This window comes from Bradyrhizobium sp. 956_D2_N1_4 (genome assembly GCF_052076025.1).
In the GTDB taxonomy this organism is placed as follows: domain Bacteria; phylum Pseudomonadota; class Alphaproteobacteria; order Rhizobiales; family Xanthobacteraceae; genus Bradyrhizobium; species Bradyrhizobium barranii.
The window spans coordinates 5124089-5146780 of sequence record NZ_CP197237.1 but is presented as its reverse complement, the minus strand read 5'-3'; the positions used below and the strand labels follow the sequence as shown (position 1 = coordinate 5146780).

17 protein-coding genes are annotated in these 22692 nt (G+C 66.2%); 9 read left to right on the top strand and 8 right to left on the bottom strand.

What is annotated here, in order from left to right; genetic code table 11:
* The gene (gene hutU, locus AB7535_RS24465) at positions 1 to 1671 is read left to right on the top strand and encodes a urocanate hydratase (RefSeq protein ID WP_085405613.1); all 1671 of its coding nucleotides are present in this window, start codon (positions 1 to 3) and stop codon (positions 1669 to 1671) included.
* Here the strand turns inward: hutU and AB7535_RS24460 are convergent, their stop codons facing one another.
* A complete protein-coding gene (locus AB7535_RS24460; RefSeq protein WP_085405911.1) occupies positions 1672 to 2292 on the bottom strand; it encodes a TetR/AcrR family transcriptional regulator in 621 nt (206 codons plus the stop codon). It abuts the gene before it with no gap.
* Between the two features lie 257 nt (positions 2293 to 2549).
* Here AB7535_RS24460 and AB7535_RS24455 point away from each other — a divergent pair, with 257 nt between their 5' ends.
* Genes AB7535_RS24455 through AB7535_RS24420 form a run of 8 tightly spaced genes read left to right on the top strand, consistent with a single transcriptional unit; the run spans position 2550 to position 10912 of the window.
* A complete protein-coding gene (locus tag AB7535_RS24455; RefSeq protein ID WP_439037046.1) occupies positions 2550 to 3410 on the top strand; it encodes an FAD binding domain-containing protein in 861 nt (286 codons plus the stop codon).
* On the top strand, positions 3407 to 3931 hold the full coding sequence (locus AB7535_RS24450) for a (2Fe-2S)-binding protein (protein WP_085405615.1): 525 nt from the start codon (positions 3407 to 3409) through the stop codon (positions 3929 to 3931). Before AB7535_RS24455 ends, AB7535_RS24450 begins: the two co-directional genes overlap by 4 nt.
* Positions 3928 to 6303, top strand: a complete 2376-nt coding sequence (locus AB7535_RS24445) for a xanthine dehydrogenase family protein molybdopterin-binding subunit (RefSeq protein WP_439037045.1) — start codon at positions 3928 to 3930, stop codon at positions 6301 to 6303. Before AB7535_RS24450 ends, AB7535_RS24445 begins: the two co-directional genes overlap by 4 nt.
* Before the next feature lie 22 nt (positions 6304 to 6325).
* Positions 6326 to 7567, top strand: a complete 1242-nt coding sequence (locus tag AB7535_RS24440) for an ABC transporter substrate-binding protein (RefSeq protein WP_439037044.1) — start codon at positions 6326 to 6328, stop codon at positions 7565 to 7567.
* A gap of 10 nt (positions 7568 to 7577) precedes the next feature.
* Positions 7578 to 8453 (top strand): branched-chain amino acid ABC transporter permease, encoded by an 876-nt coding sequence (locus AB7535_RS24435; RefSeq protein WP_028152185.1) that lies wholly within the window; start codon positions 7578 to 7580, stop codon positions 8451 to 8453.
* The gene (locus tag AB7535_RS24430; RefSeq protein WP_085405618.1) at positions 8450 to 9448 is read left to right on the top strand and encodes a branched-chain amino acid ABC transporter permease; all 999 of its coding nucleotides are present in this window, start codon (positions 8450 to 8452) and stop codon (positions 9446 to 9448) included. The genes AB7535_RS24435 and AB7535_RS24430 overlap by 4 nt, the downstream gene beginning before the upstream one ends.
* Positions 9445 to 10200 (top strand): ABC transporter ATP-binding protein, encoded by a 756-nt coding sequence (locus tag AB7535_RS24425; protein WP_085405619.1) that lies wholly within the window; start codon positions 9445 to 9447, stop codon positions 10198 to 10200. Before AB7535_RS24430 ends, AB7535_RS24425 begins: the two co-directional genes overlap by 4 nt.
* On the top strand, positions 10193 to 10912 hold the full coding sequence (locus AB7535_RS24420) for an ABC transporter ATP-binding protein (RefSeq protein ID WP_085405620.1): 720 nt from the start codon (positions 10193 to 10195) through the stop codon (positions 10910 to 10912). The genes AB7535_RS24425 and AB7535_RS24420 overlap by 8 nt, the downstream gene beginning before the upstream one ends.
* Positions 10913 to 10940: 28 nt before the next feature.
* On the opposite strand, the gene AB7535_RS24415 is transcribed toward AB7535_RS24420, so the two are convergent.
* The 7 genes from AB7535_RS24415 to AB7535_RS24385 are packed head-to-tail and all read right to left on the bottom strand — an operon-like array spanning position 10941 to position 22685.
* Positions 10941 to 11462, bottom strand: coding sequence for a hypothetical protein (locus AB7535_RS24415; RefSeq protein WP_085405621.1), 522 nt, complete (start codon positions 11460 to 11462; stop codon positions 10941 to 10943).
* A 15-nt stretch (positions 11463 to 11477) separates the two neighbouring features.
* Positions 11478 to 14660, bottom strand: coding sequence for a DUF6519 domain-containing protein (locus AB7535_RS24410; protein WP_439037043.1), 3183 nt, complete (start codon positions 14658 to 14660; stop codon positions 11478 to 11480).
* Positions 14661 to 14681: 21 nt separating this feature from the next.
* Positions 14682 to 16811 carry a hypothetical protein gene (locus AB7535_RS24405; RefSeq protein WP_439037042.1) on the bottom strand — a complete coding sequence of 710 codons (2130 nt, stop codon included), beginning with the start codon at positions 16809 to 16811 and terminating at the stop codon, positions 14682 to 14684.
* Positions 16808 to 19447 carry a putative baseplate assembly protein gene (locus AB7535_RS24400; protein ID WP_439037041.1) on the bottom strand — a complete coding sequence of 880 codons (2640 nt, stop codon included), beginning with the start codon at positions 19445 to 19447 and terminating at the stop codon, positions 16808 to 16810. The genes AB7535_RS24405 and AB7535_RS24400 overlap by 4 nt, the downstream gene beginning before the upstream one ends.
* Positions 19444 to 21990: a putative baseplate assembly protein gene (locus AB7535_RS24395; RefSeq protein WP_439037040.1), complete on the bottom strand. Its 2547-nt coding sequence runs from the start codon at positions 21988 to 21990 to the stop codon at positions 19444 to 19446. The genes AB7535_RS24400 and AB7535_RS24395 overlap by 4 nt, the downstream gene beginning before the upstream one ends.
* Complete coding sequence (locus AB7535_RS24390; protein WP_439037039.1) at positions 21987 to 22358, bottom strand: GPW/gp25 family protein; 372 nt, start codon at positions 22356 to 22358, stop codon at positions 21987 to 21989. Before AB7535_RS24390 ends, AB7535_RS24395 begins: the two co-directional genes overlap by 4 nt.
* 12 nt (positions 22359 to 22370) lie before the next feature.
* Complete coding sequence (locus tag AB7535_RS24385) at positions 22371 to 22685, bottom strand: hypothetical protein (RefSeq protein ID WP_135216069.1); 315 nt, start codon at positions 22683 to 22685, stop codon at positions 22371 to 22373.
* Between the last annotated feature and the right edge of the window lie 7 nt (positions 22686 to 22692).

Below are 22692 nucleotides of genomic sequence, written 5' to 3'. Positions count from 1 at the left end.
ATGAACCGCCGACTGGACAATGACCGCACCATCCGCGCCCCCCGCGGCAGCGACATCAGCGCCAAGAGCTGGCTGACGGAAGCGCCCCTGCGCATGCTGATGAACAATCTCGATCCTGATGTCGCGGAGCGTCCGAGCGAGCTCGTCGTCTATGGCGGCATTGGCCGCGCCGCGCGCGACTGGGAGAGCTTTGACCGCATCACGGCGGCCTTGCGCAAGCTCGAGAATGACGAGACGCTGCTGGTCCAGTCCGGCAAGCCGGTCGGCGTGTTCCGCACCCATGCCGATGCCCCGCGCGTCCTGATCGCGAACTCCAACATTGTGCCGCATTGGGCGACGCTCGACCATTTCAACGAGCTCGATCGCAAGGGCCTGATGATGTACGGCCAGATGACGGCGGGCTCCTGGATCTATATCGGCAGCCAGGGCATCGTGCAGGGCACCTACGAGACCTTCGTCGAGGTCGGTCGGCGCCACTATGGCGGCAGCCTCGCGGGAAGATGGATTCTCACCGCCGGCCTCGGCGGCATGGGCGGCGCGCAACCGCTGGCCGCGACCATGGCGGGCGCCTCGATGCTCGCGGTCGAATGCCAGCCGAGCCGCATCGAGATGCGACTGCGCACCGGCTATCTCGATCGGCAGGCCGCGACGCTCGACGAGGCGCTGGCGATCATGGAAGAGGCCGCGAGGACGAAGAAGGCGGTCTCGGTCGGCCTGCTCGGCAACGCCGCGGAGATCTTTCCGGAGCTGGTGCGCCGTGGCGTCAAGCCCGACATCGTCACCGACCAGACCAGCGCGCATGATCCGATCAATGGGTACTTGCCAAAGGGCTGGACGCTCGCCGATTGGGAAACCAAGCGCGCCTCGGATCCGAAGGCGGTGGAGCGCGCTTCAAAGACGTCGATGGTCGAGCACGTCCAGGCCATGCTGGATTTCCATGCGCAGGGCATTCCGACGCTCGACTACGGCAACAACATTCGCCAGATGGCGCAGGACATGGGCCTGAAGAACGCGTTCGATTTTCCGGGCTTCGTGCCCGCCTATATCCGTCCTCTGTTCTGCCGCGGCGTCGGACCGTTCCGCTGGGCAGCGCTCTCGGGCGATCCCGAGGACATCTTCAAGACCGACGCCAAGGTCAAGGAGCTGATGCCTGACGACAAGCATCTGCACAACTGGCTCGACATGGCCAAGGAGCGCATCAAGTTCCAGGGCCTACCGGCGCGGATCTGCTGGGTCGGCCTCGGCGATCGAGATCGCCTGGGCCTAGCCTTCAACGAGATGGTGGCACGTGGCGAATTGAAGGCGCCGATTGTGATCGGCCGCGATCATCTCGACAGCGGCTCGGTGGCAAGCCCCAACCGCGAGACCGAGGCGATGAAGGACGGTTCGGACGCGGTGTCCGACTGGCCCTTGCTAAATGCGCTGCTCAATTGCGCCAGCGGCGCGACCTGGGTCTCGCTGCATCACGGCGGCGGCGTCGGCATCGGCTACTCCCAGCATGCGGGCATGGTGATCGTCGCCGACGGCACGCCGGAAGCCGCGAAGCGCATTGAGCGTGTGCTGTGGAATGATCCCGCCAGCGGCGTGATGCGCCATGCAGACGCGGGCTATGAGACCGCGATCGATTGTGCCCGCGACAAGGGGCTCGATCTGCCGAGCCTTGCGAAGTAACTAGCCGCTCACCAGCAGCTTCGGCATCGTCATCTTCGCGCCGTCCATGAAGGTCTGGACGGCGTCGCGGACGATCGCGTCGAGATCGGGCGGGATCGGCGTCTCGTAGACGAACTTGCGGATGGCGAGATAGAAGATGCGGCCGTGCAGGCCCCAGAACAGCTCGGTCTCGCGTTCGCTGAGCGGGTGGGATTTCGCGTCGGGCAGCTTCAGATCGTGGCGCAGCTCGGCCGCCGCGGGCTCGATGATCTCGCGGCGGACAATGTCGAGATAACGGCCGGTGATACCGAACGACTTCATGCCGGAGAAGACGAAGATCCGCACCCAATTGTACTCGAACACGCGTTCGACATAGTCGAGATAGAAGCGCGTCAGCCGCGCCTCGAGCGGTAAGGTTCGGTCGCGGATCATCGGCCCCCAATCGGGCGACCAGCGGCTGAGATAGACCTCCTGGTAAACCCGCTCGATCAGCGCCTCCTTGCTCGGGAAGTGGCGATAGATCGCCGAGTGCGTGATGCCCATGCGTTTGGCGAGTTCGCGGGTCTGGCCCTCGAAGCCATGCTCGGCGAAGAAGCGGATCGCCTCGTCCACGATCGCACGCTCGCGGTCGGCCGCACGCATGTTGCGGCGCTTTGGCGCGGACTTGCTGCCTGTGTCCGTTCGCTTCCGGACCGGTCGCTTCGTTGGTTTCTGCGCTTTTCGGGCCATTTCGTCGCTGAATCGCAATCTCCGGCTGCCTTCTTAGCCTAAAGGTGCATTTGTGACCAAATGGTCATTTCCTGTTGACCGCCTCCCGGCGGCGTGTCAGGATTTTGAGACCAGATGGTTACAAATCTGGCATCCCGGCTGATGAGCCGACGGATCTTGAGGAAACGGCGGTGAAGGCGAGGGCTTTCAGCTATTTTCGTGCTGCGACGATCGACCAGGCGCTGGATGCTCATGCCCGCGCCAGCGATGACGCGCGCTTCATTGCCGGGGGCCAGAGCCTCGTGCCGGCGTTGTCGCTGCGGCTACAAGCGCCGCGGCTGCTGATCGACATCACCCATATTGGCGAGCTGCGCGGCGTCCGGCGCGAGGGCGGTTATTTGCGTATCGGCGCGCTGACGCGGCACTGCGAGATGCTGAGCGAGCCGCTAATCGCCGAATTCGCGCCGCTGCTGCATGCGGCTGCGCCTTTTGTCGCCCATCCCGCGATCCGCAACCGCGGCACCATTGGCGGCAGCGTCGCGCTCGCCGATCCTGCCTCCGAATTCCCGGCGATGACCCTGGCGCTCGATGCCGAGATCGAAATCGCCGGCCCTTCCGGCAGCCGGCGTGTGAAAGCCGACGACTTCTTTGTCGAGCTGTTCGAGACCGCATTGCAGCCCGGTGAGCTGATCACCGCGATCTACGTTCCGCTGTTCAAAGCCGATCAGCGTTTTGCGTTCGACGAGCTGGCGCGCCGGCGCGGGGACTATGCTCTGGTCGGGTGCGGCATGCTGGCGACTTTCACAGCCGAACGCATCGACGACATCCGCATTTCCTTCTTCTCGGTCGGCAATACACCGACGCGGGTGAAGGGCGCTGAGGCAACCCTGATCGGCTCGAACCTGGATCCTGAACGTATCGCCGCCGCACAAGCTGCGCTCGAAGGCGATCTCGCCCCGCCTGACAGCGACGAGGTGCCGCCGGCGATGCGGCTGCATCTCGCCCGCGTGCTGCTCGGCCGCCTGCTCGGACGTCTGGGTGAAGGCGCATGAGCGGTTTTGACGAAACCCTTCTGGACGACGCGGACGAGACGGTGCGGGTCCGCTTCGTCGTCAATGGCCGCAAGGTCGCCTGCGAGGTGGCGCCGCGCGAGACGCTGGTCGATTGCCTGCGCAACGCGCTCGAACTGACCGGCACGCATGCGGGCTGCGAGATGGGGGCCTGCGGCGCCTGCCTGGTGCAGCTCGACGGCCGCGCTGTGCACTCCTGCCTGATCTTTGCAGTGCAGGCCGATGGCGCCAAGATCAATACCATCGAAGGTCTTACCGAGAGCGGCGTGATTGCCGATCTCCAGGCCGAATTCCATCGCCGCAACGCGCTGCAATGCGGCTTCTGCACGCCGGGCATGCTGGTCAATGCCCATGAACTGCTCTCGCAGGTGGCGCGGCCCAGCCGCGACGAAATCCGCGACGCGCTGTCGGGCAATTACTGCCGCTGCACCGGCTATGAAGCGATCGTCGATGCGATCGACGCCGTGGCGAAAGCACGCAGCGAAGACGGGGGTCCGGCATGACCGCGCCGCTGACCTCGCTCGACCGTCCCAACTCCTATATCGGCCGGTCCGTGCCGCGGCCGAACGCCAAGCGGCTGCTTGCCGGGCGCGGACGCTATATCAGCGATCTCAAGCTGCCGCGCATGCTCTATGCCGCGTTCCTGCGCAGTCCGCATGCGCACGCGAAGATCGTCGCCATCAATACCGAGCAAGCGCGCGCGCTCGAAGGGGTGCATCTCGTTGCCACCGGCGAGGACCTCGCAAAGATCTGCACGCCCTGGACCGGCACGCTCGACCACTTCAAGGGCATGACGTCGGCCCCGCAATTGCCATTGCCGCTCGACCGCGTGGTCTGGGCCGGGCAGGCTGTGGTGGCCGTCGTCGCCGAGAGCCGGGCGCTTGCGGAAGATGCGCTGGAGCTGGTCGAGATCGATTACGAGGACCTCCCCGTCGTCGTCGATATCGACAGTGCGCGCGAGGTTGGTGGCCCGCTGATCAATCCGGGGACCGCAAATAACACCTGCTTCCGCAGCCAGCTCGACAACGGCACAGTCGACGAGGCATTTGCGCAGGCCGCCCACGTGGTGGAAGAAGAGTTCTCCTTCGGCCGCCATACCGCGGTGACGCTGGAGCCGCGCGCCATCGTCGCCGACTACGACCCGGCCGCCGGCGCACTCACCGTGCATCACGCGACGCAGACGCCCTACCAGTTCCAGGATCTCTATTCGCGCCACTATGGCATCCCCGAGGCCCGTGTTCGCGTGATCGCGACAGATATCGGCGGCTCCTTCGGGATGAAGCTGCATGTCTATCACGAGGATATGGCGGTGGTCGGCCTGTCGATCCTGCTCAGCCGTCCCGTCAAATACGTCGCCGACCGCATCGAGTCCTTCGTCTCCGACATCCACGCCCGCGATCATCGCGTCCGCGCCCGCATGGCGCTCGATGCCAGCGGCGAGATCCTAGCGATGGACGTGCTGGACCTGACCGCGATCGGCGCGTTCTCGACCTATCCGCGCACCAGCGTGGTCGAGGGCAACCAGGTGATCCGCCTGATCGGCGCGCCCTATCGTTTCAAGAACTATCGCGCCACGCTGGAGGTGATCTTCCAGAACAAGGTGCAGACCAGCCAGTATCGCGCCGTCGGTCATCCCATCGCCTGTGCCGTCACCGAGCGGCTGGTGGACATGGCGGCGGTCAAGGTTGGCCTCGATCCCTTCGCCATCCGCGCGCAGAACGTTATCGCTGACGATGCCTATCCGCAGACCTCGCCGACCGGCTATCGCTTCGAGGCGCTGTCGCATCAGGCCTGCCTGAAGCGCCTGCACGAGATGATGGGTTATGAGGCGTTGTGCGCCGAGCAGGCCGACTTGCGCAAGCGCGGCGTCTATCGCGGCATCGGCATTGCGGCCTTCGTCGAGATCACGAATCCCAGCCCGGCCTTCTACGGCGTCGGCGGCGCGCGCATCTCGTCGCAGGACGGCGCGATCCTCAGCCTGACGCCGTCGGGCGAGGTCCGCTGCCTGATCTCGGTCACCGAGCAGGGGCAGGGCACCGAGGCGATCATCAGCCAGATCGTGGCCGATCAGCTCGGCCTTGCGCAGGAACACGTCAAGGTCATCACGGGAGATACCGAGGTGACGCCGCATGGCGGCGCCACCTGGGCCTGCCGTGGCGCCGGCATCGGCGGCGAGACCGCGCTGCAGGCCACGCGCGTGCTCAAGCGCAATATTCTGGAGATTGCCGCGCTCATTCTTCAGGAGCAGCCCTCGGCACTCGACATCATTGATGGCGAGGTCGTCGACGCCGTGACCCGGAACAAGCGGTTGCCTATCTCCGAGATCGCGCGGATCGCCTATTTCCGCTCCGACACCTTGCCGCCCGGTACGCAGGCGCAGCTCACCGTCAGCCATCATTTCGCGCCACAGGGCTATCCCTTTGCCTTCACCAACGGCATCCAGGGCTGTTCGCTGGAGGTCGATGTCGAGACCGGCTTCATCAAGTTGCTGAAGCACTTCATCGTCGAGGATTGCGGCCGCGTCATCAATCCGATGCTGGTGGACGAGCAGCTTCGCGGCGGCATCGTGCAGGGGCTGGGTGCGGCGCTGTTCGAGGAATGCCGCTACAGCGAGACAGGTCAGCTCATGAACGGCTCGCTCGCCGACTACCTCGTTCCGATGCCGATGGAGATGCCCGACATCGTCATCGGCCACGTCGAGACGCCGACCGCCGATACCGTGCTCGGAGCCAAGGGGGTTGGCGAGGCCGGCACGGCGGCGGCATCCGCCTGCGTTCTCAACGCCGTCAACGACGCGCTCACGCCGTTCGGCGCGTCGATCAATTCGATCCCGATCACGCCCATAAAAGTCCTGAAAGCCCTGAAACGCTTCTAAAAAAAATCAGTTGGAGGAAATCATGCCCAAATCCGGTTCGACCTCGACAATATCCCGCCGCACCGCGCTCGCTGGCCTCTCCGCCGGCGCCGCCCTGCTCGCCATGCCGCGGCTCGGCCGCGCCGCGGACGAGACGATTCGCATTGGCTTCCCGACGCCGCTGACCGGACCGTTCGCCGCTGAGGCGCGCGATCAGGTCAAATGCGCCGAGCTTGCCGTCAAGCTCGTCAACGACAAGGGCGGCATCGGCGGCCGCAAGGTCGAGCTCTTGGTGCGTGACGACAAGCTCAATGCCGGCGAGGCCGCGACCCGGACGCTGGAGCTGATCGAGAAGGACAAGGTCCACGCCGTGGTGGGCGCGCTTTCCAGCGCAGTGCAGCTCGCCGTCAACGAGGTCACCCGCGCCCGCGGCGTGATCTACGTCTCGATCAGCCAGTCCGACACGATCAACGAGGCCAAGGATTTCAGCAAATACACCTTCCATGAGGCGCTGAACCCGCACATGACGACCGCTGCAGTGGCGCGGCAGACCCTGAAGAAGGGCATGAAGGTCGCCCATCTCGTCGCCGACTATGCGTATGGCCATGAGATGCTGCGCGGCTTCAAGCGCGCGCAGGCAGCGATCGGCGCGGACAATGTCGGCGAGATCCTGCATCCATTCGGAGCGGCCGACTATTCCACCTTCATGCCGCGCCTGATGTCGATGCGGCCGGACGTGCTCTGCATCTCCAATTTCGGCCGGGACCAGGCCAACGCGATCAAGCAGGCCGTGGATTTCGGCGTCAAGCAGCAGATGAAGATCGTCGTACCCGTCATCCTGCACAACCAGCGCCTCGCTGTTGGCCCCGACGTGTTCGAGGGCGTGGTCGGCGGCGCCAACTATTATTGGGGGCTGGAGCCGCAGAGCAAATCGGCGGCCGCTTTCAACGCCGCGTTCAAGGCTGCCAATGGTGGTGCGATCCCGACCGACTACGGCGCCTACGGCTACTCCGGCGTCGGTTCGCTGCTGGCGGCCATGCAGGCCGCCGGAGGCACCGACACCGACAAGGTCATCGATGCTCTCGAGAAGCTGCAATATGACTTGACCAAGGGCCCGCAGCATTACCGCAAATGCGACCACCAGTCGGTGCAGTCGGTGCTGGTGCTGGAGTCCAAGAAGAAGTCCGCGATGGCGAACGACAACGATTTGTTTGCGATTCTCGCCAACGATTCGGGTTCCGACGATATGCTGCGCAGCTGCAGCGAGCTCGGTCACGCGACCTGAAGCCTGGCCGATGGACCTGTCGCTGATCATCATGCAGCTTCTTTCCGGGATCGCCCTTGGGGCGGTCCTGGTGATCACTGCGCTTGGACTGACGATCGTGTTCGGCATGCTCGGGGTGGTCAATTTCGCCCATGGCGCGCTGTTCATGATCGGGGCCTATGCGGGGCTGTATCTGGCATCGCTCACCGGCAGTTTCTGGTGGGGATTGCTGCTCGCTCCCATCTTGATCGGTGCCTTCGGCATGCTGATCGAGCTCGTCCTGATCCGCAGGCTCTATGGACGCTCGATCGACGATCCGCTGCTGCTCACTTTCGGCCTCAGCTACATCCTGGTCGAGGGCGTGCGGATCGTGTTCGGCAGCGACGGCATTCCGTTTCCGACCCCGCCGCAGCTCGTCGGCGTGCTCGATCTCGGCATCGGCTTCTTCCCGCGCTACCGCCTGTTCGTCATCGCGCTGGTGGCGGTGGTGCTGCTGGTGCTCTGGCTGACGCTGGAGAAGACCCGCATCGGCCTCATTGTGCGTGCGGGCGCCCGCGATCCCACCATCATGCAGGTGCTCGGCGTCGATATCGGCCGGGTCTGGCTCGCGATTTTTGGCCTTGGCGTCGGACTTGCCGCGCTGGGCGGTGTGCTCGCGGGTCCGATGCGCAGCGTCAATCCGGAGATGGGCTCGCTGGTGCTGGCGGAGGCCTTCGTCGTGACCGTGATCGGCGGGCTCGGCTCGATCGTCGGCGCGGTCGTCGCCGGCCTCATGGTCGGCATCTCCATCAGCCTGGTGGCGCTGTTCGCACCTGAAATGGCGACCATCGTCATGTTCGCGCTGATGGCGATTGTGCTGCTGATCCGCCCGCAAGGCCTGTTCGGCGTGAGAGGGAGGACCGCGTGACGTCACCATCGAGCGGCGAAGCGGTCGCCAAGCCCTCGTCCAGCGGGCTTAGTTGGCTTCTCGAGCAGCGCGTGCTGCTGTCGATTGCGGTGCTGGCCGTGCTGCCCTGGCTGCTGCCGTCGCAGGCGCTGGCCGTCAACGTCCTGATCTACGGCGTCGTGGTGATGGGCTACAATCTGCTGTTCGGCTACACCGGGCTGCTGTCGTTCGGGCAGGCGGCGTTCTTCGGCGCGGGCGCCTACTTCACCGGCATTGCGATCGGCCGCTATGGCGTACCCTGGTTCGCCGCGGTGCCGATCGCCGTCCTCCTGAGCACCGGCCTTGCCGCCGCAATCGGCATCGTCTCGACGCGCACCCGCGGCATCTATTTTTCCATGGTGACGCTGGCGCTGGCCCAGCTCGTCTACTACGTCGCGCTGCAGGCCTCGTCCTTCACGGGCGGCGAGAACGGCCTGCGCGGCTTCACCGTCGACCGCATCAGCCTGTTCGGCTTCCCCGTCAATTTCCTCGATCCCGTCAACAAATATTACGTGCTGATGGCCTTCGCGGCGCTCGCGATGTGGTTCCAGTCGCGGATCCTGAACTCGCCGTTCGGCGCCGTCATCGAGGCCATCCGCGAAAACGAGCAGCGGGCGCGGGCGTGCGGCTATGACGTCGAGCGCAGCAAGCTGATCGTGTTCATGCTGTCGGGCGCGATCTCCTCGCTTGGCGGCTGCATGCTGGCGCTGCACCTGTCGATCGTGCCGCTCGACCTTTTGCACTACCAGACCTCGGGCATGATCGTGATGATGGTGCTGCTCGGCGGCGCGCGCAGCTTCTTCGGGCCCTTCGTCGGCGCGGCGAGCTTCCTGATCCTGGAGGATGTCATCTCGCTTTGGACGCCGCATTGGCAGATTTTTGTCGGCGCGATCTTCGTGCTGTTCGTGCTGTTCCTGCCCAAGGGGATCTGGGGAACGCTGCTCGACACCCTCGGCATCGGAAAGGCGCGGCCATGAGCGGCGAACTGCTTCGCGTCGAGGGGGTCGGCAAGCGTTTTGGCGGCTTTGTCGCGCTCGAAGACATCACCGTATCCTTTGCGGCGGGACAACTCACCTCGATCATCGGACCGAACGGCGCTGGCAAGAGCACCTTCTTCAACATCCTCTCCGGCGCGCTGACCCCGACGTCGGGCACGCTGCACTTCAGGGGACGCGAGCTGAACGGCCTGCCGCAGCACCGCTTCGTGCATCAGGGCATCTCGCGCTCCTACCAGATCACGAACATCTTCCCGGACTTGTCCGTACACGAGAATGTGCGCGTGGCGGCGCAGGCGCTGACCGTGAGCTACGACATCTGGCGCAACCGCGCCCGGCTGACGGAGCTGAACGCGCGCGCCGACGCGGCGCTTGAGGCGGTCGGACTGCTCGGCAAGCGCGCTGAATTGGCTAAATTTCTCTCGCACGGCCAGCAGCGCGCGCTGGAGATCGCGATCGCGCTGGTCTCCGAGCCCGAGCTGCTCCTGCTCGACGAGCCCACCGCCGGCATGGGGCCGGAAGAGACCAAGGACATGGTCGCGTTGCTCGAACGGCTCGCGGAGAAGCGCACGGTGCTGCTGGTCGAGCACAAGATGAAGATGGTGCTGGGCCTGTCCAAGCGTGTCGTGGTGCTGCATCACGGCCGTCTGCTGGCGGACGGCGCGCCCGACGAGATCAGGAGCAACCCGGAAGTCCGGCGGGTTTACCTCGGACAGAGTGAGGGCTATGGCTGAGACCGCGCTGCTCGAAATCGATGACCTCCACGCCTGGTATGGTGCAAGCCATATCCTGCACGGCATTTCCCTGCACGTGAAGGAGGGCGAGGTGGTAGCTCTCGTTGGCCGCAACGGCGCCGGCAAGACCACGACCTTGCGCTCGATGATGGGTCTGATGCCGAAGGCGACAGGCCGCGTGCGCTTTGCGGGCAAGGAATTGCTGCCGCTCCGGGCTCATCAGCGCTTCCATCTCGGTTTGGCCTATGTGCCGGAGGAGCGCCGCATCGTTCCCGGGCTCTCCGTGCGCGAAAATCTCCGCCTCGGCCTGGTCGCGGCCGGAAGCGAGATCGAGGAGCGCGCCGCGATCGACGAGATCGCCGAAACCTTTCCGCGCCTGAAGGAACGCCTCGATCAGGAGGGCGTCACGCTTTCGGGTGGCGAGCAGCAGATGCTTGCGATCGCCCGCGCGCTGATCGCAAAGCCCAAGATGATCCTGCTCGACGAGCCCTCGGAAGGCATCATGCCCGTCCTGGTCGAGGAGATGGGCGTGCTGTTCCGCCGCCTGCGCGACGAGGGCAAGACACTGCTGCTGGTCGAGCAGAACGTCGAATGGGCCCTGCGGCTCGCCGACCGCGCGGTGATCATCGACCAGGGCGAGGTCGTGCATCAAAGCAGCGCCGCGGCGCTGCTGGCGGACAAGGACATCCAAGAGCGCTACTGCGCGGTATGACGGCTCCGGAGGGCCGCACGCCGGCCGATCATCCAAGCAGCTTGCCGAGCTCGTTGAGCTTTGCGATCGCGGCTTTGCCGACCTCGGTGATGTTCTTTTCCGCGCGCGCGGCAAGCTCGCGATCGGCCTCGAAGCCTTTCCTGACGGCATTGACGCTTTCGCGGATCTGGCCGCCCACATTGGGGTCGCCGATCGCTTTCTTCACCGCACCGTCGTCGAAGGCCTTGACGGTCTGCTCCTGATCCGCGAGCCGCGCGTTGCTGCCGGCCTCGGTCTCCTTGAGCGCGAGGCCGAGCGCCTCATCCAGGAGTTCGTGCAAGGCTGCGAGCGGACCCTCGCTGGCGGAGCTTGTGGTGCTGACCTTGAAGCCCGGCGTATCCGGCACGAACAGCACGGTGCCGCGCGCGAGCCTGTTCAGATCGGCATGCGGATTGGCCTCCTGCAAGGCTTTCAGCGCAGCCTCGCTGCGAACCTGGCTCAGATTGGCATGCAGCAGCTTCTCGCTGACAGCCTTGAGTTTCGTCTCGTCTCCAACGATGAAGGTGCGCATCGAAATCTCCGCGGATTAGCCGATCACGTTGAGTGGCGCCCACGGCGTGTTGGCAATGCCGCCGGGGATGATGATGTTGCTGGTTGTGATGTTGCCGATCACGGTCACTGCCCGCGCGCCGGTGAGGCGGATCGAGCTTTCGCCGCCGCGCACCCGGTTCGTGCTGATGATGGCGACCGCGCTCTCCAGCGCAACGGCGACGCTTCTGCTGCCGGATTCCACCCGGTTGTCGTTGAACAGGCATTCCTGGCCGGCCACGACCAGAACGGCGGGTGCGGGCCCGCGCGCGGACAGCATGTTGCCGATGATGCCGGCGCGCGCGCCCTCGGTGTCGTTGGCGGCAAGGCTTGCCCTGACGAACGCATAGTCGGCGCCAAGCGCGAGGATCCGCCCGTCGCCGAGCCGGATCGCGACCTTGTCGCCGGCCTGTCCGAACGGCAGTTTCGGATTGACCTCCGCCGTGGTGAGCGCGAACCAGTTGCCGTCCGAATTGTCCACGCCCGGCGTGAGGTCGCGCTGCACGCTGTTGTGATTGACCTCGATCTGGGTCTGCGGCGCGCGCAGCATGATGCCGGCGCTGGTGCCGACAAACCCCTTGGCGGGCGCGACCTCGACGATCTCGTTGCCGCTCACGCGCGGCCGATTGACGCCGAAGGTGACGACGCCGGCGCGCAGTGCGGACTTGACCGCCGTCAGGCCGATCGCGCGAACCAGATTTCCCGCAATCGTCGCGCTGTCAGCGCGGATCACCTCGATGCCGACCACGGTGCCGTTCTCGCTCTCGGTGACCGGTTCGATGTTGCGGATGTGGTTGTTCTCGATCGATACGGCTGCGGCGTCGGTCGCGCCGCCGAGCATGATCCCGGCACCGCAGGCGTCGATCGCATTGAGCTTGATGATCAGGTCCTGTGCCCCGGCAATCACCTTGATTCCGGCCGTGCCGAAGCCGTGGATCTGGTTGGCGAGGATATGCGCGGTGGCGGTGCTGCGGCGGTCGAGCCCGGGGATCAGCCCGATGCCGACGTGGTCGCCGGGCGACCAGTTGCGCAGCTGGTTGCGCTCGATCCACAGCCCCGCCGCGGCACAGGCGATGCCGTTGGCCGTGACGTTACAACTGTTGCCGTCGATCGCCAGCGCGGCGCCGGGAAGCGCAAGGCCCTGCGCGGTGATGGCGGTATCGGTGCAGCCGATGATCTCGTTATGCGCGATCCGCGTGGCGAGCAGATGCAGCACCTCGTCGGCGAAGGCGATCGCGCCGCGCTGGCACAGAAGGACGTTCTCCTCGATCGTCACCGCGGCCGTCAGCAGGAAGCCGGCACCGTTCTCCACGCCCTTGAGGGCGCCGCCCGCAATCGCAACCGGCGCGAAGATCGCGTTCTCGGCGAGCTTCGCACCGCCAACCACACCGCGCAGCACCACCGCCGGGAGCTGTGCATTCTCGGTGCCGAGTGCCGCGATGGCGAGACGGGTCAGGCCGAGGCCGATGCAGGTCGAGACGTCGATGGTGGGGTCGCGTGCGAGCGAAAGGATCGCGAGGTCCTCGATTGCGATCGCAAAAGAGTCCTGGATGGCGAAGGCGCCGGCCGGCGCCACCAGCAGCGTTGCCGGGCCCTTGCCGGCGATGCGGACCGATTTCGCCTGGTTGATCGCCACGGCCTCTTTGAGCACGTAACGGCCGGGGCCGAGGCAGATGGTGCCGCCGGTCTCGCGCACCTTGTTGACGGCGTCCTGGATGGTGAAGCTGCCGCTCTCGTGCTGCTCGACCGTGACACAGGCCGTGCAGGCACAGTCGTGGCCTTCGCCTTTCGGCGGCCACGGGTGGCGGCAGTCGGTCACACTCTTGGCGCCGACATCCCAGATGCCGAGCCGCGCATAATGGTGATGGATGCCGCGCGGCGGGGTGCGGTCGAGCAACTCGACGCTGGCATCTGCCGTGCGCGCGGCGAAGGCCCACCAGTCGCCGGCACGACAGCCCGCAGCCCCGGTCGAATCGAAGCTCACGGTGACGCCGTCCTCGAGCAGGACGGTCGTGCCCGCGGCCGGCACCTTGATCACGCCGGTCGATCCGGCGGCATCGAGGTCGCCGATCTGCACCGGCGTGCCGCTGGCGTCGGTCCGGAACACCTTTCCTTTCTGATCCCAGCGGCGCACCCGCAAATTGGTCTGCTTCGGCCAATCGCTGTTGGGGAATCCCGACGGCAGCATCAGGCCCGGCAGTGCCGGTGTGAAGCTGATGCGGCGGGTCGCTTCGGTGACGGTGATGCGGCGCATCTCGCCGCCCTTCTGCGAGAACTCTCTGGGGTCGTCGATGATCTCGACCCAGTCGCCGGTGTTGAAACGCAGCACGTCGTCGCGCCCGAGACTGTCGAGCTCGAGTTCGGTGGCCGAGATCATGCTGGCGACGCGCGAGCCGACGCTGGCATTTTCGCGCGACCATTTGAAGGTCGCAGTGCCGCCGGGCTGGCCGGGGTCGTGGATCTCGATCCGGTAGAGCTGGTTCTCGAGGCCGCGGAAGCCGCCGGTCGGCGGCAGCTCGCAGGGGTCGGTCACCGGAGCTGCGTCGAAAGTGCCTGTCGTGAGCACGCCGGTCGATGGCGCGATCACTGTGGTCCAACCCGGCATGTCCTCGTCGGGCGTCGCGCAGCTGGTGTTGGCGCCGGCATCGGTGTCGAGCACACGCACCTGCCACACCGTCTGGAGCCGCGAGCTGGTCTCGACGCCGACGGCGATCTCGACCAGTTCCGGCCGCTCGAGCCAGGTCAGCTCGCGATTCCAGACGTCGAGATAGACGAGATGACGGCCGGCGGTCGGCAGTGGCGGCCGCACCTTGGCCGGCAGATAGGGCTGGGTCTCATAGGTCAGCTTGTCGGTGAAAACAGTCTCGGCCATGAGTTCGTCGAACAGGCGCTTGCCGGGATCGGCAAGGCCGTGGTTCTCCGCGAGCAGACCGTCGACATAGAGCCGCCCCTTGCCGATCTCGAGCGTATTGCCGGCAACGCCGAGCTTGAATGCATCCGGGGTCGTCGAGGACACCGTATCGCGGTCGAGAATGTCGCTGGCGAGTGCACGCAGCCTGCGATCGAGGATCGCCATCAGCTCGTTGGCGTCGCCGTCCAGCAGCACCGCGCCCTGTTTCAGCTCCACGCCGGCGAAGTCGAGCAGCGGGTCGAGACGAACGCGTGAGAAGTCGGCACCCATGATAGCCTCCGATGCACTCGGTCAACTCGCGAAGAACAGGCCCGCGTGCAGCCCGAAACGTAGATATTCATCGAGCCGCAGCCTGAGATTGGCCTCGCGCTGCGGCTGGAATAATGCGTTGAGAACGCCGATCTCGCTGTCATTGTCGCCGCCGGCGCGGATCGTGAGGCTCGTGGCGCGGCGCAGCTGCCCGTAACCGGGATCGCCATAACGCAGCGAGGTGAACAGCGGCAGCGCCGTGGGCGCCGTGTCATTCGGCACGCAATGGAAGCGCCGCGGCGTGATCGAACCCGCGGGCACGTAACAGAAGCGGACGCAACCTTCCTGGCGACGCTGGACCAAGAGCGGCGCGATCCACGTTTCCGCGGGCTTTGGACCAAGCTCTGCGAACAAGATGGTGTTGGAGGCGAGCTTCAACAGTTTCGTGTGAACCTTGCCGATGACGGTGCATTGGGCGACCGTCAGTTCGGCGCCGGGGCTGCCCGCGGCATCGGCGGCAAAGGCGACGTTCGCCGGCGCGCCGGCATCGATCATGCAGTCGGTCAGCGTTACCTCGGCATCAGTGACGGCGCGGATAGGGCCGACGACGCAGTGCTCCAATGTCACTTTGGCGAAGGGATGCTCGATGATCAGGCTCGGCTCGCCCGGCGAGGTCGGACTGCCGTCCCCATTCAGGGTCAGTCCGGGCACCAGCGTGCAATCGCGCAGCAGCAGCTCCCGCGGCTCGACATCGGCAAAAGCCGCCAGCCGCAACGCGCCGCCCGATATCACGAGCCCGTCGAGCGTGAGGCGACCACGCGCGCCGATGTCGAGCGTGATCTCGCCGCCCGCCGCCAGCAGCGGGCGGGTCTGGTCATGGGCGGCGACCACAACATGGTGCGGCGTGGCATCGCCGGTCACGTCGTCGACGACAAAGGTCGGCGTCTCCTTGTAGGTCAGGCTGTCGCCGATGATGAGGCGGCCACCGGTCCTGATCAGATTGAGCTTGGCCTGCCACGCGCCTCCGGCATCGACTGCCTGCTCGTTGCCGATATCGCCCGCGGCGGGCACGCGCGGATACTCGCCGCCGCCGATCTGCCGCGCAGTGCCGTAGTGGAATGTCGCAAGCAGCGGTCCGTCGGCGGGATTGCCGAGCAGCACACGGCCACGCTCGGGATCGAAGCCGATCGTGCCCGCCGTCACCTGCGCCTCATGGGCCCAGCCGATGACATTGCCGCCGCCATCGAGAATGTCGCGGAGATCGCAGACCCGCACCTTGGCCGTCGGCATCGGGATGGGCGGGGTGCCCGGCGTGAAAAACACCAGGCTCTCGCCGTCGCCATAATCGCCCTCGCGCTGTGCGTCCGGCTGTGCGGTTGCCTGTGCGGCGCGCACCGCCATTGCCATCAGCCGCACCGACAGCGGCTCCGGCGCGTTGACCGGCTCGGCGAGATGGGAGATGTCGGACTCGGCCTGCGCGAATCGAAACAGCCGCATGTCCGCGCCGAGCGGGTTGAGACGGAATTTCCGGCCGGTCGCGTCGCCGGCGTCAGGCGTCAGCGGCACCGCCGTGAGCGACAGCGACAACAGTCGCCACAGGAAGATGCCGATGTTGGGAATGTTGTAGCGGCCGGCGCCCGTTTCCGGCCGCCGCATCTCGGCGGTGTGCGCGATGCTGTTGAAGGCGCCGTCGCGCCGGAACAGCGCCGCAGTGTCGCGCAGATTGCAGGTCGCGGGCGCATGCAGGCGGATGTGCTTCATGTATTGCGTGGTGGCGAGCTGTTCGAAAAATTCGACCGCATGTGCCGGCCAGCCGGTGACGTCCTGCGCGAGCTCCTCCAGCATCAGCGCGGTGCCCTTGCGGCGGCGGAAGGCGATGGTGTCGGCGACTTCGGCACGCGGCGAGGTCAGCTCGGTGCCGAGCCCGCGCAGCGGCCGGTAGCCGATGAGATCGCCGATATAGGGCGTCACCCACTCGGCGCAGGTTTCGATGAACTGGTCGTCGTAGAGCTGGTCGATTGACTCTTCCAGCGTGGCGAACTCGCGCGCAATTGCCGCCAACAGAGCCTGGAGCGGACCGGCCTTTGCCGGATCGCCCGCAAGCGCGGCGTCGCGCAACCGGTGCAGCGTCGGCAGCAGGCTGTAGAGCCGTTCGGGGGTGAGGCTGTTCATGCCATCTTCTCCAGGAGGTCGAACGGCGCCGGGCTCAATGTCAGTAGCTCGCTCGGCTTCGCCGCGCCCTGGTCGACATGCATCCGCGAGGCGAGCAGCCGGACCTGGCGCGAGGGAATGGTCTGCGCGAAGGGCGCCGTGCCGCCATAGAGCTGGACGAGGTCGACAGCGACGACGCCGGGCACCGACTGTGCCGCCGCGATCACGTCGGATTGCTGCACTGGCTGGCCGAGCTCACGCGCGTCGAAGGCGAAGTGCGCACGCAGCGCCGCCTCGACCGCGGTGAGCACGGCCTTGGCGTCGAAATCGGGATCGCGCTTGACCTTCAATCCGATCCGGAAGGTACCGGGCTGGTAGGGCAGCAGCACGACGGCGACATGCGGATCGCCGCCGGCCTTCAGCGCAGCGAGCAAATTGGTCCACACCGGGCTTGTCGAATTGACGGGAGCGCCGAGCGGCCCCGCGATCGTGATGGCGATGGTCTTTCCGCGCGGCAGTTGCAACACCTGCGCCTGCGCCTTGGCAATGCCGGTGAAGGCGCGGGCAAAATCCTCATAGTCAAGGACGGACACGACGCGGCCGAGCGTGCGTGCGCCGAGCGGCATGCTGCGTCGCGCCGCATCCGCCGGCTCCGGATCGTTGCCGCCTTCGGCCGCGAACGGGTTGCTCACGCCCTTGAGTCCGAGCGGGCGCGACAGCAGTTGGCTCAGCGTCTCGGCGCGGACATTGCCGGCGACCCCGATGCCCTTGCGGTAGGTGGCGCGGACGTTGTTGAGCCCGCTCGGCAGCCGCGCACCGCTGGCGCCGTCGCCGAATTTCACGAGCTTGCGCCCTTGCTCGTCAATATCGAGCGCAAAGACGCGATCGGACGCGGCTGTGCCGAACAGCGTCGCGCGCTCGTGCCATGCGATCTCGCCGACCCGCAACGTCAATTCGCTCGCGGCACCACTCTCATTGGCGGCGGCGCGATAGGTCAGCGGAACCTGCTTCAGCTCGAATTGCTGGAACGGCTGGGCTGCATCGCCCGAGCCGAGGATCTGAGTCACCGTCTCGCCATGCGAGGCCGGCACCACATTGCCATGAACCACGACGCTGCCACGGTCGAGGCTGCCGGCGAGCGGCGGATCGATCTGAAGCATGCAGCGGCCGGCGTCGACAGCCTGGGCGAATACGAGGTTGGCCTGCACAACAACGGCCTGGCCGTCGGAGACGCGATTGCCTCGCACGATCAGCCGTCGCCCTGCGACGAGGCCATCGGCACTGACGGCTGCAGGGATGCTGCTGCCGGTCGCGGCATCATCGACGGCGTAGGGCGCAAGCGCGAGCTGCTCGGACTGCACGAAGGTTGTGATGCGACGAACTTGGTCCTGATAGCGGTCGTAATGGGAGCCGCGCAATTGCAGCCGGGTGACCTTGCCGGCCAGCGCGAACTCCGCGCGCGACGTCTCGTCCGCATCGGCTATCTGGTAGACGTCGAGATGCGGGCCGAGATCGAGGATGACATCCGACTTGCCGAAGGCCTTGATGATGACCTGGATGGAGCCCCTGGCTGCCATCGAAAGCACGACGTAACCGCCGGCGCGGACCTCGGAATAAACCGTATCGAGATCAATGAAACCGCCGCCCTGGGCCGAGCCCATCGGCGAGATCGTGTAGTCGGGCCACTCCGGCGCGTCACTCCCGCTCGGATAGTTGTTGCGAAAGTCCGTCGACATCGACTTCCACATCGGCGCGTTGTGGCCGAAGGGTGCTGCCCGCTTGCGCAGCGCATAGACCTTCGAGTTCTGGGCGGCCGTGACCCCGGAAAGACCGAGCTGCCAGGTCACCTTGGTGCGATCGAAATCCGATTGCAGCTCGACACTGTCGATGAAGCGGAAATCGCAGTTGCTGTCATTCGTACCGGGATTGAAGGCATCGCCGACGATCAGCAGCGCATCGCCCGGCTTCAGATTGTTGCGCTGGCCGGCGAGGTACATGACCGTGTCGCCTTTGTCCGGTCGGCGTGTCTCCGCCAGCCACGGTCGGATCGCATTCCAGGCCGGCCGTGCGGCGTCCAGTCGCTCGACCGTTTCGAAGGTCTGCGGCTTCTCGTCCGGCCCCGGTACGCTCTGCACTTTCGTGCCGATCTCGATCGACACTTGAGCGGGCACGCCGGTGACGAAGCTGCCCGGCTCGGGCGACAGCTTTGGCGGCGGCGCAGGGGGCGTTTCCAGCGTGAAGGCGAGCCAGGTCTCGGCGGCGACGCCGGACCGCAGGCGGTAGCCGATCAGCCGGCCCATCTCCTGGAGCGAGACGCGCTCCAGCGCAGTGCGGAGATAGGATTCGTTGGCGATGCGCTCCTGGTAGAAGGTGAGCACGTCGGCAGCGCAGGCGAACGCATCGATCAGGCCGATGGTGAAATCGTCATCGGCGCGGCTTTGCAGCTTGCCGAGCGGTGCGAACGCGGCAGAGGACAGCGCGGCGTGCAGGCTGTCGCGGAACTGGGCGTAGTCGCCGACGCGGTAGGTGATGGCGGAGAGGCCATAGCGGTTGGAGATGCGTTGCGGCGTCTCGGCTTCAATGCCGGCGCAGCAGCCGCAGCTCTCGCTGCCGGCAGGCAGGGCATCAGGCTTGATGGTTGGGACCGGTAGCGTCATTTGCCGCCTCCCGCCTCGATGATGAGCCGGCCGCGCTCGCGGAAACTCGGATTATTGGCGAGCTGCGCGATCTCGAGGCTTCCGATCGGGATCACCTCGTCATCCAGCGAGGTCGCGAGCGGCGAGATCAGCCGCTGGAATTTTTCCGCCTGAACCGCCTCGACACCCTCGACCGCTTGTGCGGCTGCGATGATGCGGCTGAGATAGACGGGATCGCCGAAGGTGAAATTGTCGGGATGGAACAGGCCGAGTGTGCCATCGGGCAGCACCGCGCTCGACAGCACCGTCCGCACGGCCTGCGCGACATCGGCGCGGAAATAGTCCGGCTTGACGCAGACATGCAGTGTGACGTCGAGCGGCACATAGCGCGGCGGTCGTACGTCGAGGTCGTAACCGGCCATCCTGAACCGCTCGAGATGGTTGCGCAGTTGCGTAGCGAAGGGCGCGTCGACTACGCCGCCGCCGAAGCGGTCGGGCGTTACGAACACGGTGTGCCAGCTTCCGGTCCAGCGGAACGTCGCGGCCGCGCGCTGCACGTCGGCGCGTCGCTCACTGGCGGCGGCGTAGTCGGCCGCCGTCACCGCGCGCTCCTGGGTACGGAACGCCTGTGGGGCATCGCGGCGCGCGGCTTCGATGTCCTCGGGCTCGACGCCGCCGGATGCGGGAAGCGGATTGCGTACGGCCTCGAACACGCCGTCCGTGGTGCTGACGATGTGGGCGATGGCTTCGGCGCCGACATTTCCGGATGTGCCGTTGCCGATCCGGTAGGTCGCCGTGAATGCGGTGTCTTCGGCCGGGCGCTTGCCGAGCAGGCCGTCGCCGAACCGCAGCAAGGCCTCGCCGTGGTTGTCGATCTCGACCACGACATGCGGCGCGTTGCCGGCGCTGTCGATGAGGTCGCGTCGCGGCAGCCAGTGCTCGGTGATGCCGGCGACTTGTCCCGTGAGATCGACGATGGCAGGCGTGGCGTCGCGCGGCGACAAGAACGAAAATGCGCTGGCCGCCCACCAGGGCTTGTCGTTGCTGACGGGAACGGCGAGCAGCGCGCCGAGATCGAAGGATTGCGTCAACGGGCTGTTTGCCAGCACCGGGCGGAAACGCGGCGGCAGCATGACGTCCGGGGACGAGGTGCAGCAATTGCCCGGCGCGCGCGATGCCTGCTTCAAGCTGGCGCGCGGCATCACGCCGAGCTGTTCGGGCGGCAGCGTGCGGCCGTGATCGACGAGCACGATATTGCCGCGCGCAACACTGATCGCGAGCTCGGGGCGATCCTCCACCGTCAGGCAAAGCGGGAAGGGCAGCGCGTCGGCCTCGCTCCAGGCGATCTCGGTGACGTCGACCGGGCCGTCGACCGGAGGCTCGTCGAACAGCCCGCCCGACGGATCGCTCGTAAGCGTCCTCTCGGTCAGCCGCACCGCGCAGCGATGGCCGGGATCGGCATCGGCGGCAGACAACGTCGTGGGGCTGATGACCTCCTCGAAGATCAGGATGTCGCCGATAGCCAGCGTATCAATGTGGCCGCGCAGGGTCGCGCGCGTGGTGCCGCCCGGCAGGCAGCATCCGTTGTTGCCCCAGACATAAAAGGTGAGACTGTTCTGTTGCTGGTCGAACTCGGCTGGCGCGACCGTTTCGAACACCTCGGCGCCGCCTTCGATCGCATCGCTGAGCGCGCGCGAGCCCGGCGTCAGCACCACGTCCAACCCGGGCACGCGGGTCAGCAGCTGCGTGCCCTTGGGCAGTGCGATCTTCTGCCCATTCACGTCGAAATGGACGAAGGCGCGGGCGTTGCAGCCCTCGTGCAAATGATAGTCGACCAACCTCGCATGGCGCCGCACCGAGATGCGCTGCCGCGCGGTGGCGAGATAGGCTTCGTTGGCGACTGCATCCTGGCGATAGGCGAGGTTGTCGGCGGCATAGGCGAGCAGCTCGACCAGGGTCACGCCGAGATCGGCCGCCGAACGCTCCTGCCAGCCGGGCACGAGCAGGCTCAGCCTGTCAAGCATCAACCGGCGAAAACCCTGATAGTCGCGCGCGAGATAGTCGATCTCCGGCCTCAAGCGCGGCACGGGCGGGCACGGCGCGGTGTCCGCGCAGTCATAGTCCGAGGGACATTCGACCTTGAAGGTGAAGTCGATCGCCGACAGCTTTGGATCGAACCCGGCCGGCGGCAGGGCCGAACCGGAATTGGCGAAGATGCCGAAATTGTAGATCGAATAATCCCCGCTGCTGTCGGTCCGGACGACCAGCGTGCGGGCGAGATCGTCGACGGTGTCGACCAGGCCGGGCTCGGCCTCGGCCGGCAGCGCGTCGGCGGGCGCGCACCAGACCACGCCGACGGTCGCGATCCGCTCGCCGCCAGTGATGCGCAGATTGTCCGGCGAGAGCGCGAAGCCAGCGTGCAGCAGCCGTACCAGCAGCGTCTGCTGTCGCGGTGCGCCGGGTGGGGAGGCGAGATCGAGCACCTCGATGAATGCGATGGCGTTGGCGCTGCCCTTGGCCTCGAGTACTTCGAGCCGGCGTGGGTCGCAGCAATGTTGCTTCATGCCGCGCCTCCCGGAACCGCAAAGCTTGCGACGTGGCTGGTGCGGTCGGCCAGCACCACGTAGCGGATCTCGACCCGCAGCACCGCATCGTCATTGATCACCTCGACCGAGGTCACGGCGATCAGGTGTGCGAGGTGTTGATGCAGCGCGGCCTGGGCCAGCATCTGCGTCGTCGCGGCGAGCGTCACCGAATTAGGCTCGAACACCAGCGCCAGCAGTCCTGCGCCGAAATCCGGCCGCATCACCCGCTCGCCCTGCATCGTGAACAGCACCTGCTCGATCAGGTCGCGGATGTGATCGGGGCGGCCGGTCGTGGCCGTGCGGCCCTGGTCGTCGAAATGATAGGGGAAATCGAGTTCGCTGCTCACGCCGTCCTCCCCTCAGGTTGCCAGCACGCGCGTCTGCGCCACGACGGGCAGCATCGGCGTGCCCGTCGGTGTGCAGACGGATTGCCCCATCATGGTCGCGGCCGGTGCGCCGCCGATCATCACCCGTGCGGCGCCCACTACCATCTGCGCCGTGACGCAAGGCGGCGCCGAGCCGGTGAGCGAGCAGGCCGCGATCGCATAGGGGCTGGTGAGATTGACCGCGGGCTGGCCCGACAGCATCACGCGCGGGAACGGCGCGATCGGCGTCGCCTGTCCGGCATGGCTGCACAATACCGTGGCGCCGAGATGCAAGACGGGAGCGGGCATGTGCGTC

Excerpts from the sequence above, each read along its gene's own strand:
- AB7535_RS24450 (WP_085405615.1), top strand. The coding sequence starts at position 3,407 with ATGAGCGGTTTTGACGAAACCCTTCTGGACGACGCGGACGAGACGGTG.
- AB7535_RS24400 (WP_439037041.1), bottom strand. The coding sequence starts at position 19,447 with ATGACGCTACCGGTCCCAACCATCAAGCCTGATGCCCTGCCTGCCGGC.
- AB7535_RS24435 (WP_028152185.1), top strand. The coding sequence starts at position 7,578 with ATGGACCTGTCGCTGATCATCATGCAGCTTCTTTCCGGGATCGCCCTT.
- AB7535_RS24410 (WP_439037043.1), bottom strand. The coding sequence starts at position 14,660 with ATGGGTGCCGACTTCTCACGCGTTCGTCTCGACCCGCTGCTCGACTTC.
- AB7535_RS24395 (WP_439037040.1), bottom strand. The coding sequence starts at position 21,990 with ATGAAGCAACATTGCTGCGACCCACGCCGGCTCGAAGTACTCGAGGCC.
- AB7535_RS24420 (WP_085405620.1), top strand. The coding sequence starts at position 10,193 with ATGGCTGAGACCGCGCTGCTCGAAATCGATGACCTCCACGCCTGGTAT.
- AB7535_RS24440 (WP_439037044.1), top strand. The coding sequence starts at position 6,326 with ATGCCCAAATCCGGTTCGACCTCGACAATATCCCGCCGCACCGCGCTC.
- AB7535_RS24460 (WP_085405911.1), bottom strand. The coding sequence starts at position 2,292 with ATGCGTGCGGCCGACCGCGAGCGTGCGATCGTGGACGAGGCGATCCGC.
- AB7535_RS24385 (WP_135216069.1), bottom strand. The coding sequence starts at position 22,685 with ATGCCCGCTCCCGTCTTGCATCTCGGCGCCACGGTATTGTGCAGCCAT.
- hutU (WP_085405613.1), top strand. The coding sequence starts at position 1 with ATGAACCGCCGACTGGACAATGACCGCACCATCCGCGCCCCCCGCGGC.
- AB7535_RS24445 (WP_439037045.1), top strand. The coding sequence starts at position 3,928 with ATGACCGCGCCGCTGACCTCGCTCGACCGTCCCAACTCCTATATCGGC.
- AB7535_RS24405 (WP_439037042.1), bottom strand. The coding sequence starts at position 16,811 with ATGAACAGCCTCACCCCCGAACGGCTCTACAGCCTGCTGCCGACGCTG.
- AB7535_RS24425 (WP_085405619.1), top strand. The coding sequence starts at position 9,445 with ATGAGCGGCGAACTGCTTCGCGTCGAGGGGGTCGGCAAGCGTTTTGGC.
- AB7535_RS24415 (WP_085405621.1), bottom strand. The coding sequence starts at position 11,462 with ATGCGCACCTTCATCGTTGGAGACGAGACGAAACTCAAGGCTGTCAGC.